The 11,492-nt window shown below is 32.4% G+C and carries 12 protein-coding genes; all 12 read left to right on the top strand.

Annotated elements, in window-relative coordinates; translation table 11 throughout:
- Nucleotides 1-8: 8 nt before the first annotated feature.
- From lpxK to GXM21_RS10470, 12 genes are read left to right on the top strand one after another with little or no spacing between them, the layout of a single operon-like run.
- Nucleotides 9-2,486 carry a tetraacyldisaccharide 4'-kinase gene (gene lpxK / locus GXM21_RS10525; protein WP_008539760.1) on the top strand — a complete coding sequence of 826 codons (2,478 nt, stop codon included), beginning with the start codon at nucleotides 9-11 and terminating at the stop codon, nucleotides 2,484-2,486.
- Between the two features lie 2 nt (nucleotides 2,487-2,488).
- Nucleotides 2,489-3,226: a 3-deoxy-manno-octulosonate cytidylyltransferase gene (kdsB, locus tag GXM21_RS10520; protein ID WP_008539761.1), complete on the top strand. Its 738-nt coding sequence runs from the start codon at nucleotides 2,489-2,491 to the stop codon at nucleotides 3,224-3,226.
- Between the two features lie 24 nt (nucleotides 3,227-3,250).
- Nucleotides 3,251-4,081, top strand: a complete 831-nt coding sequence (kdsA, locus tag GXM21_RS10515; protein ID WP_008539762.1) for a 3-deoxy-8-phosphooctulonate synthase — start codon at nucleotides 3,251-3,253, stop codon at nucleotides 4,079-4,081.
- A 44-nt stretch (nucleotides 4,082-4,125) separates the two neighbouring features.
- On the top strand, nucleotides 4,126-5,097 hold the full coding sequence (locus tag GXM21_RS10510; protein ID WP_008539763.1) for a KpsF/GutQ family sugar-phosphate isomerase: 972 nt from the start codon (nucleotides 4,126-4,128) through the stop codon (nucleotides 5,095-5,097).
- Entirely contained in the window at nucleotides 5,097-5,678 is a 582-nt protein-coding gene (locus GXM21_RS10505; RefSeq protein WP_008539765.1) for a KdsC family phosphatase, read from the top strand. The genes GXM21_RS10510 and GXM21_RS10505 overlap by 1 nt, the downstream gene beginning before the upstream one ends.
- A 29-nt stretch (nucleotides 5,679-5,707) precedes the next feature.
- On the top strand, nucleotides 5,708-6,619 hold the full coding sequence (locus GXM21_RS10500; RefSeq protein WP_008539767.1) for a lysophospholipid acyltransferase family protein: 912 nt from the start codon (nucleotides 5,708-5,710) through the stop codon (nucleotides 6,617-6,619).
- Nucleotides 6,616-7,170 (top strand): LPS export ABC transporter periplasmic protein LptC, encoded by a 555-nt coding sequence (lptC, locus tag GXM21_RS10495; RefSeq protein WP_008539769.1) that lies wholly within the window; start codon nucleotides 6,616-6,618, stop codon nucleotides 7,168-7,170. Before GXM21_RS10500 ends, lptC begins: the two co-directional genes overlap by 4 nt.
- Entirely contained in the window at nucleotides 7,171-7,947 is a 777-nt protein-coding gene (locus GXM21_RS10490; RefSeq protein WP_008539772.1) for an LptA/OstA family protein, read from the top strand.
- Between the two features lie 44 nt (nucleotides 7,948-7,991).
- On the top strand, nucleotides 7,992-8,711 hold the full coding sequence (gene lptB / locus GXM21_RS10485; RefSeq protein WP_008539774.1) for an LPS export ABC transporter ATP-binding protein: 720 nt from the start codon (nucleotides 7,992-7,994) through the stop codon (nucleotides 8,709-8,711).
- Between the two features lie 13 nt (nucleotides 8,712-8,724).
- Nucleotides 8,725-9,810, top strand: coding sequence for an LptF/LptG family permease (locus GXM21_RS10480; RefSeq protein WP_008539776.1), 1,086 nt, complete (start codon nucleotides 8,725-8,727; stop codon nucleotides 9,808-9,810).
- A gap of 24 nt (nucleotides 9,811-9,834) precedes the next feature.
- Nucleotides 9,835-11,064 (top strand): DUF3084 domain-containing protein, encoded by a 1,230-nt coding sequence (locus GXM21_RS10475; protein WP_008539777.1) that lies wholly within the window; start codon nucleotides 9,835-9,837, stop codon nucleotides 11,062-11,064.
- The gene (locus tag GXM21_RS10470; RefSeq protein WP_008539779.1) at nucleotides 11,057-11,458 is read left to right on the top strand and encodes a RuvC family protein; all 402 of its coding nucleotides are present in this window, start codon (nucleotides 11,057-11,059) and stop codon (nucleotides 11,456-11,458) included. Before GXM21_RS10475 ends, GXM21_RS10470 begins: the two co-directional genes overlap by 8 nt.
- The last annotated feature ends 34 nt before the right edge of the window (nucleotides 11,459-11,492 follow it).

Genomic DNA, 11,492 nt, shown 5'->3' with positions numbered 1-11,492 from the left:
TGAAGCATATGCAGATTTTATATAATATTGTAGCTATATTGCTTGTTATACTATTGATACCATATTTTATAGTTAGAACTATTCGTGAAAAAGGATTTTTAAAACGCATGATTCAAAGTTTTGGTTTTTTGCCAGAGCATGCCTTAGATAAAGTGGCAGGCAAAAATTGTATTTGGATACATGCCTCTTCTGTGGGAGAAATTGTAGCGACAAGTCCAATTATTAAAGAATTTCGCAGAGAATTTCCCGATACTCCCATATTAGTATCAGTAGTAACTAATACAGGATATACTATGGCTAATCGCATTATCAAAGATGCAGATAGTATAATTTATTTTCCTTTGGATTTGCCATGGCTTCCTGAGCGTTTTATCAAAAAAATTCGTCCTCGTGTATTTTTGCCTGTGGAAACAGAACTTTGGCCGAATTTTTTAAAGGCTACAAGAAAATATAATATACCAGTAATGATGGTAAATGGCAGAATTAGTGATAAATCTGTAAAACGTTATAAATATATGTTTAGTATTTTATCTGATATGATTGGCACAGTAAGAAAATTTGCTATGCAATCAGAAATAGATGCTTCATATATTATTCGTTTAGGTGCAGATGAAAATTTAGTTACCGTTACAGGTAATACGAAATTTGACCAAACATATACTAATGTAGATGAAAAAGAACGTAACAATATGTTGAAAGAATTATGTTTGGATAAAGCAAAAGGAATATTTTTAGCAGGAAGTACGCATAAAGGTGAAGAAGAAGCTGTTTTAGAAGCATATAGTGAATTAAAAAAACAGCATCCTAATGTTAAATTATTGATTGCACCAAGAAGTATTTTGCGTAAAGATGAAATTGCTAGTATTTGTCATAAACACGGATTTAAGACAAATTTCCGTACTGTACTAAAAGAAAAACCATCATATGAACAAGATGTAGTGATTTTAGATACTATTGGAGAATTAGGTAAAGTCTATAGTGTAGGCGATGTTATCTATGTAGGTGGAAGTTTAATAAAACATGGCGGACATAATATTTTAGAGCCGGCAGCTCATGGAAAGGCGATAATAGTTGGTCCAAATATGTTTAACTTCAAAGATACTCATGTATTATTTAGTAAACGTGATGCCTGTATTACTGTAAAAAATAGCAAAGAATTAACAGAGGCAGTATTAGAGTTATTTAATTGCCCTGAAAAACGTCATCAGATGGAAAGAGAAACTTTGCAGATAATTGAAGATAATCGAGGAGCTTCTCGTCGTTCTGCTGTTATTTTACATGAATTATTAGATGAATACGAAAAAGTAAATCCTGTGCAGGTACGTTCTACAGAAAAAATAGAAAATCTCCAAACTTATTTATATAAATTAGTACATGATAAAAATAAGAAAAGCATACCAGCAAAATTATTTTTAGGTGTGTTATATAGTTTTTCCTTAATTTATCGTAGTTTAGTAAATTTCCAATTGAATTTATATAAATGGGGGATTGCTAAACAAGTAAAATTAGATTGTTTTGTCATTAGCATTGGTAATATCACTGTTGGTGGCACAGGAAAAACACCGACTGCTAAACTTTTAGCCAGATATATTCGCGATTTAGGCTATAAAGTAGCGATTTTAAATCGTGGTTATCGTGCAAAATGGAAAGGCGAAGTGGGCATTGTATCTGATGGCAATCAAATATTTATGTCAGCAGATCAAGCAGGAGATGAAGCATATCTTTTAGCTAGAAGTTTGCCAGATATTCCAGTTTTAATTGGTACAGATAGAACGATCACAGGAAAATATGCTGTAGATAATTTCAATGTAGATGTGGTAATTTTAGATGACGGCTATCAACATTGGCAATTAAAACGCGACTTAAATATTTTATTAGTTGATGCTATTAATATATTTGGCAATGGTCATATGTTACCACGTGGAACTCTTCGTGAGCCATTAAATCATTTAAATAGAGCAGATGTTTGTCTATTGACAAAAGTAGATCAAGCTAGCAAATCCGCATGTAAGGAAATAAGAGATACTTTGGCAAAATACAATGATCATGCTTTAGTAGTAGAAAGTACACATAAGCCATTAGGTTTTGTAGAAATTGGCAATTTATTCAGTCGAAAACCAAATGAAATTTTATCTGTAGATATGATGAAAGGTCATAAAGTCATAGCTATGTCAGCTATTGGAAATCCAGCTTCATTTGAACAAACTTTAAATGATATTGGAGCTGTCATTACAGAAAGTTTGCGTTTCCCAGACCATCATGATTATACAGAAGAAGAAATAAGAGATGTAATGCATCAAGCGGAAGAGCAAGGTGCAGAAGCTATCATTATCACTGATAAAGATGCTGTAAAAATTCCTGAAACATTATTGTGTAAAAAACGACCTATACCAATTTACATCATTAGTATAGAAGTTACTTTTATTGATGAAACACAAGTTTTATTTGAATACTTGAAAGAAAAATTACCTAGATTGAAGGGATAAATATGAAAATTATTTGTGTAATACCAGCTCGTTATGCATCTACAAGATTACCAGGGAAACCTCTTGCTGATATAGCTGGAAAACCAATGATTGTACGTGTATATGAACGTGTATTAAATGCTACAAAACCAGCAGAAGTAATAGCAGCTGTTGATGATGAAAGAGTATATGAAGCTGTGGTCAAAGCTGGCGGAAAAGCTATAATGACAGCAAAAAATCATCCAACTGGTACAGATAGACTGGCAGAAGTAGCTCAAAAATGCCCAGATGCAGATGTAATCATCAATGTTCAAGGTGATGAACCACTTATTGATCCACAGATTATTGATGATTTAGCACAAGAATTTTTAAATGATGAAAATTTAAAAATGGCTACAGTGAAGACTCCTATGAAAGAAGAAGAAAAAGCAAAACCAGGAAATGTAAAAGTAATTACAGATAAAAATGGTTATGCATTGTATTTTTCACGTTCTTTAATACCATATCCTCGTGAAGATACAGGAGTTGTTGTCTATAAACATATTGGAATTTATGGATATCGTAGAGATTTTCTGTTACAATATGCTAAAATGCAACCAACACCACTTGAACAAACAGAGTCTTTAGAGCAACTTAGAGCTTTAGAAAATGGTTATAAAATAAAAGTTATAGCCACAGATAAACATTTTGTTGGTGTGGATACAAAAGAAGATTTAGAAGAAGTAAATAAAATATATCAAGAAATGGAAAAAAATAAATAAATTAAAAAGTAAGGAAGTGTAGCTATGCATACAGTAAAAATTGGCAATTTTGAAGTTGGTGCGGGAAATCCATTAGTACTTTTAGCAGGTCCATGTGTATTAGAATCATATGAACGCTCTTTATATATTGGTAAAACTATAAAAGAGATAACTTCTCGACTTGGTATTCCTTATGTATTTAAAGCTTCATTCGATAAAGCAAATCGTTCTTCTTATAATGGATATCGTGGACCAGGATTAGAAAAAGGTTTAAAATGGCTTCAAAGTATTAAAGATGAACTCAATGTTCCAGTAGTTACAGATATTCACAATGAAACACAGGTAGAACCAGTATCTAAAGTAGTAGATGTATTACAGATACCAGCATTTTTAAGCCGTCAAACAGATTTATTATATACAGCTGCAAAATCTGGCTGTGTAGTAAATGTAAAAAAAGGTCAATTCTTGGCTCCAGCAGATATGAAAAATGTAGTGAAAAAATTAGAAGAAGCTGGTTCTGAAAAGATTTTACTCACAGAACGTGGAGCAAGCTTTGGTTATAATAACTTAGTTGTAGATATGCGCTCTTTCCCTATTATGCGTTCTACAGGATATCCAGTTATTTTTGATGCTACACATAGCGTACAATTACCAGGTGGTGCAGGAACAAGTTCTGCTGGCAATCGTGAATATGTAGAATTCTTAGCTCGTGGTGCAGCTGGTGTAGGTGTAGATGGTTTCTTCATGGAAGTTCATGATAATCCAGAAGAAGCACTTTGCGATGGACCAAATATGGTTTATCTAGATAAATTAGAAGATTTATTAAAAGATTTAATCGCAATCAATGAAATAACAAAGAAAAAAATAAACAAATAAAATATTACTGGGATTTTTGAGAGTTAAATTGTGAGGTAATAATCATGATAAAAGAAAAGGCTATAGAAACACTTCAAATAGAAGCTGATGCGGTAAAAAAATTAATTAATCATATTGATGATGAATTTGAAACAATTGTAAATGCTATTTTAGCTTGTAATGGTCGCGTTATTGTAACAGGTATGGGAAAATCTGGTCATGTAGGCAGAAAAATAGCAGCTAGTTTGGCTAGTACAGGAACACCATCATTTTTTATGCATCCAGCAGAAGCTTTCCATGGTGATTTAGGTATGGTTACAGCTAATGATATGGTACTTGCTATTTCTAATAGTGGTGAATCTAATGAAATTGTAAATATTTTACCGATTATTAAACGCATAGGTGCAAAAATTATTGCTATGAGTGGTAGACGTGAATCTACACTTGGCAAAAATGCAGATTATTATATTGATATAAGTGTAGAGCGTGAAGCATGTCCATTAGGTCTTGCACCAACAGCTAGTACAACAGCGACTCTTGCTATGGGAGATGCACTAGCTATAGCACTTTTATCTTCACGTAATTTCACTGCTCAAGATTTTGCAGTATTCCATCCAGGTGGAGCACTTGGCAGAAGATTACTTTTAACTGTAGAAAATGTTATGCATTCAGGAGAAGATAATCCTGTTATTTCTGTGCATAAAACAGCAAAAGAAGCATTGTTCTTAATGACTGCAAAAGGATTAGGTGCAACTTCTGTTGTTGATGAAAATGGCAAATTCATTGGACTTGTAACAGATGGCGATATTCGCCGTATGCTTGCTCGTGGAGCAGAATTTTTAGATGAGCCAGTAGAAGATTTAATGACTAAAAATCCAGTAATAATTACAAAAGATAAAATGGCTGCTGAAGCACTCAGTATGATGGAAAAACATCAACCAAAACCAATTACAGTGCTTCCAGTAATTGATGTAGAGAAAAATGAACCAGTAGGTATAGTTCATCTTACTGATTTACTTCGTCAGGGAGTGGTTTAATGCAATATACACAAGATGCATTAGCACGAGCAAAAAATGTAAAAATGCTCATTTTAGATGTTGATGGAGTATTGACAGATGGCTCTATAGCCGTTGGCGATAATGGTGAATTATTTAAAACTTTTAATGTAAGAGATGGGCTAGGGATTACTCTAGCCCAAAAATTAGGGATAAAAACAGCTATTATCACAGGTAGAGAATCTAAGATGCTCGCTTATCGTGCTAGGGAATTAAAAATAAATGCTTTTTATCAAAATAAAAAAAATAAAGTTCCAGCTTATAGGGAATTATTAGCTGAATATCAATTAAAAGATGAAGACGTAGCTTATATTGGCGATGATTTATTTGATTTAGCTGTAATGAAAAGAGTTGGATTTCCAGCAACTGTAGCTGATGCTACTGAAGAAGCAAAATCTGTATCTATTTTAATAAGTGATTTTGCTGGTGGAAAAGGCGCAGTTCGTCAAATTATAGAATTTATTTTGAAAGCACAAGAAAAATGGCAAGCTGTTATTGATAGTTATTTAAATATAGAAGATGAAACAGATGCTAAAGAAGTAGAAAAAAATATTTCACAATAAAAGTTTATTTAGACATTAGAGGAATTAGAATGAAATATAAATTATTAAAATATTTTAGTGCTTTTTTATGTTGTTTATCACATAAAAATTTGCTTAGATTAGGGCATATACTAGGTATATTATATTTTCATTTAATAGCTAAAGAACGCAATCGTGCAGTTGATAGAATGATGAAATCCTTTAAAATAGATGAGGAAAAGGCAAAGAAAATTGTCAAAGATTCATTTATCAATTTAAGTCAAAATGTCTTGGAAATTTTATATATGCCAAGATTGAAAAAAGATGATTTTAAATATATAAAATTTGAAGGCTTAGACATTTTAAAACGTGAATATGCAAAAAATAGAGGTGTTGTAATTTTAACAGCACATATGGGTACATGGGAATGGCTTGCTGCTGGTCTTGTTAAAGCAGGTTTTTCTGTTACAGCACTTGCCAAAACACAGCCAGACTCTCAGTATACAAAGTTATTAGATGAATATCGTGCTCAAGTAGGGGTAGAAATATTTGCACGTGGTGCGGCTTCAGAGCTTTTGGCAGCTTCAAGAGCTTTGAAAAAAGGTCGTATTTTAGGTTTTTTAGCAGACCAAGATGCAGGTCCAGGTGGAGCATTTATTGAATTTTTAGGTGAAGTATGCTCAACGCCAATGGGCCCTGCTGTATTTGCTCGTAAATTTATGTCACCAGTTGTACCAGCATTTATCATTCGTCAAAGTGATGGTACACATAAAATAGAAATTTATGAACCAATAGTATATAATGATACTGGAGATACAAATGCTGATTTGTATGATTTCACAGAGCGTATGACAAAAGTTATTGAAGAGCAAATCATAGCACATCCTACGCAGTGGATATGGTTCCAAAAACGTTGGAATACACGTCCTGAACAGCAGAAAGTAAAACATCATACCGTAAAAACTAAGGTGGTCAATAAATGACTAAAAAGGTAAATAAAAAAAATGCCATAGTTTTAATTCTTGTCTTATTGATAGTTGGTTTGATTTATTGGGCTTATGCTAGTAGACCAAAAGTTGAAGAAACACAAAATACACAGACAAATAAAGTTATGGTATATCACAATAATACTTTGAAAGAAGAAGTAAATGGTAAATTGATTTGGCAATGTTATGCAGAAACAATGACAGTAGACCAAGATTCACAGATGTTTACCATGGAAAAAGTAAAAGGTACTTTTTATCGTGAAGATGGAACAAGCATAGAAATAAATGCTCCTAAAGCGACATATGACCAGAAAAATAAAAATATTGAATTGGTTGATGGAATAGAAGCTAAATCAAGTGATGAATTGAAATTTAAAACAGATAAAGTCACTTGGAATGGTGAGCAAGGTATATTGACTTGTGAAGGAAATGTTGATATCAATAAGCCAGGTATGAGGGCAACAGCAGATAAGGCTGAAAGTAAAGATGTATTTACTAATTTCAAATTAATGGGTAATGCACATATTATAAAAGGAGATAATCAATAAATGAAAAAATATAGTAAGCTAAAAACAGCACTTGCTGTAGCTATTATGAGTTTTTCAATGATAAATACAGTTATTGCAGCAGATGCTCCTATTGAATTAAAAGGCGATGTAATAGAATATAATGCGCAGACAGATATGGCAATAGCTACAGGTGGCGTAACTATTATTCGTGATGGTGGCGTATTAACTGGCGGTCAAGCAACATATAATTTTAAAACACAGGAAGCCTCTATTACAGGTGGCGTAACTGCAAATAAAGATGATATGAACTTAAAGGCAGAAAGCTTGATTTCTAATGCTAATAAAGAAGTTGTAGCTAAGGGTTCTGTAGTATTGGTAAAAGCTGATAATACATTAACTGGAGAAGAAATACATTATAATCAAGCAACAAGTGATATATCCATGCCTTTAGGCGGAAATGCAACTGGACCACAAGCTGATATTCGCGGTGATGTATTATCAGGAAATTTGATGACAAATCAATATACAGCTACAGGCAATGTATATTTAAATAGCAAAACTAATGATGTACAATCCACAAGCGATACAGCAACTTATAGTGGCAATGGTCAAGATTTTAATTTTGTAGCTACAGGAAATGTAAATATTAAAAGTCCATCAAGAAATATTGTAACTAACAGTGATAATGCTACTTACAACAGTACAGAAAATGGTAAATTAGTACTTACAGGAAATGCAGTAGCTACTCAAAATGGTAATATTGTTAGAGGAAATACATTAACTGTTTATTTAGGAGACAATGTGAATATTAAATAAAATAGTTGATGGTTAGATGATAAAGATAGAAATGAGTGACACGTTTGCATATTGAAGTAAAAAATCTTATTAAAGAGTATAAAGGAACGCCTGCAGTAAGAGATGTTTCTTTGCATGTAAAGAAAGGTGAAATTGTAGGTTTATTAGGTCCAAATGGTGCAGGAAAGACTACAACTTTTTATATGATTGTAGGAATAGAGAAGCCAACATCAGGAAAAGTATTTATTTCTGATATTGATATTACTAGATTGCCTATCAATGAACGTGCAGATCTAGGTATAAGTTATTTAGCACAGGAAGCATCTATTTTTCGTAAATTGACAGTAGAGGATAATTTGCGAGCAATTTTACAAACTAGAAATCTATCCAAAAAAGAACAAGATAAAAAGATTGATGACCTTTTAGAAGAATTTAATATCACTCATATAAGAACTCGTTTAGGTATGCAACTTTCTGGTGGGGAACGTAGACGTGTAGAAATCGCAAGAGGTCTAGCACTAGAACCTCATTTCATTTTATTAGATGAACCCTTTGCAGGAATTGACCCTTTAGCAGTAGCTGATATTCAGGGAATTATCAGTTATTTAAAAGAACGTGGCATGGGAATTTTAATCACTGACCATAATGTAAGGGAAACTTTGCAAATTGTAGATAGAGCTTATATTATGAACAGTGGACAAATTCTTTTAGAAGGCGATAGCGATACAATTGCTAATAGTGAACTCGCTCGTAAGTTCTATTTAGGTGAAGACTTTAAATTATAGGAGAAGATGATAGATGCGTATTTTAGATAAATATATATTAAAAGAAACAATCATGACCTTTATCTTTGGCATCTGTGCATTTTCAGCTGTATTTTTAGGGTCAGGAACATTATTGAGAATTGCTCAATATATAACACAATATGGTGCATCTTTTTCAGCTATAGTGCGTTTAATCATCTATAGTTTACCAGGCATTATAGTGTGGACATTCCCAATGTCTATGTTGCTTGCAGCATTGTTGACATTTGGTAGATTATCAGGCAATAGTGAAATTATTGCTATGAAGGCATGTGGTGTTAGTTTTAAACGATTAGTAACACCAGTTATAGCTTTTTCTCTTGGCGTTAGTATTTTTTCCATTGGCTTTAATGAATATGTAGTACCTGCATCTAACCAAGCTTATGCTGATTTAGTGCGATATGAAATTCAAGGAAATACATCTCCAGAATCTCAAGAGCATATAATTATCAAACAAATCCAAGATGGTAATATCCAAAGATTAGTATATGCTCGTAAATATGATGCTGAAACAGGCAATTTAGATAATTTATCCATACAGGAATTTGAACAAGGCAAAATGGTGCGTGTAGAAAATGCAGAATATGCTAAATGGAGTGTTGATGAATGGGTAATGTATAATGGCGTATTATATGATTTATCTCAACCAAACACAGAACGTATGATGAAATTTGACTCACAAGTTTTGCCAATAAATCAAACTCCTAAACAGATTATTAAAAGTCAGAAAAAACCTGATGAAATGACAATTAAAGAACTTCGTGAACAAATTAATATAATGAAATCTCAATATGTAGATACTAAAAAATTAGAGATAGAATTATATCAACGTTTTACAGTGCCAATGGCTAGCTTGATGTTTGCTTTAATTGGGGCGCCACTTGGCATTCAACCAAATCGTAGTTCTTCTTCTATCGGTTTTGGTATAAGTATTATAATTATTTTCATTTACTATACTTTGATGACTTTAGCTGGTGCAATTGGACAAAATTCCTTTATTCCGCCAGTTATAGCTGTTTGGATACCTAATATTGTAACTTTGATAGCAGGTATTTATTTAATTCGTAAAGAATCAAAATAAAATAATAAGTAGGTGGTATGAACCGTGTATGGCATTATGCTGATTGTCGTATTAGTTTTAACCGGTGGCGTAATCGCTTTCATTGGCGACCGCCTAGGCAGTAAAGTTGGCAAGAAAAAATTATCATTATTTGGTTTAAGACCAAGACATACATCTATTTTGGTAACAATTATCACAGGTATATTGATTACAACTGTTACCTTTGGTATATTGGCTATTGCTTCTAAAGATGTTCGTACCGCTCTTTTTGGTATGAATAAATTAAAGGCAGAACTAAATGAAAAACAATCTATGCTTGAAGAAGCTTCAGGCGCTTTAGTCAACGTAAAAAACGATTTAAATACGACTAAAGAGGAATATGCTAAATCTAAAAAGGATTTAGAAGAAACTCAAGAGGATTTAGAAATTGCCCAACAAGCGGCTGAACTTCTAAGACAAGAACAAGTTGCTTTGCAAAATAGAAATCAAGAATTGTGGTCAGATAATCAGACTTTAATAGAACATAATCAAAGTTTAGCCGAAAATAATCAATTTTTATTAGCCAATAATGAAAGCTTGAAAGCTGATAATTTAGAATTGGAAAAAACGAATAATGACTTGCAAGAAGGTATAGAAAATATTCGTGAACGACCAATAATTTATCGTGTAGGCGAATTATTGGCTAGCGGTGTAATTAAAAAGACTGATGACCCAGTAAAAATTCAAAACGATTTAAATCAAATCATAGCATTAGCTAATAGTAAAATAATTGATAGATTGGGAACAGAAGGCTCTAAAGATGGCGTTTGGATTTATCCTATTGAATATCAAAAAGCGATGGATAGATTAAAGCAAGCTAAAGGAGATACAGTTATTCGCCTTATTGTAGCTGCTAACTTAGTAAAAGGTGATCCTGTATTGACTGAATTAGAGATGCATCCTAATCGTGTAGTTTATCAAGAAAATGAATTTGTATATCAAAAGATATACAATGTTCCTATTGATGGTAGTAATAGTGAAATGTTGATAAGTGATTTTCTACGTAATGTGAATATGACAGCTATAAATAATGGTATTTTGCCAAATCCTTTGACTGGTACAGTTGGTGTGATAAACGGCAATCAGATATATGCCATTGAAAAAGCTTTAGCTGAAAACAGAGGTAAAGATGTTTTAATTAGTGCCTTTGCAGCTGCTGATACAGAAGTTTTAGGACCATTGCGTTTGCATATCTATTTAAAAAATGAAACAGAGCAAGAGATTAATCATGAATGATGAAATTTTAGCTATTGATCCAGGTAGAGAAAAAACAGGCATAGCTATTTTAAAGAATAGTGATGTTTTAGAGCATAAAATAATTAATTCAGAAGAATTAGTGCAAATAATAAAGTCTTTGCTGGAGAAATACATTATCAAGACGATTGTCATGGGAAATGGTACGAGCAGTAAGAAAAAATATGATTTATTAAAACAAGAATTTATAGATAGAGATATAGTTTTAATAAATGAATATCGAACAACAGATGAAGCCAGAAAATTATATTTTCAGGAAAATCCACCTAAAGGTTGGAAAAAATTAATTCCTTTAGGTATGCAAGTACCACCAGTTCCTGTTGATGATTATGCTGCTATTGTTATCGGTAGGAAATATTTAAAGGATAATAAATAATTTTAGATTTTGAGACTGTATTTTAGAAATTAGA

Origin of the sequence: Megamonas funiformis, from assembly GCF_010669225.1 — a bacterium.
GTDB lineage: Bacteria > Bacillota > Negativicutes > Selenomonadales > Selenomonadaceae > Megamonas > Megamonas funiformis.
The sequence above is the reverse complement of the archived record's forward strand: the minus strand, read 5'-3'. Positions and strand labels throughout refer to the sequence as shown.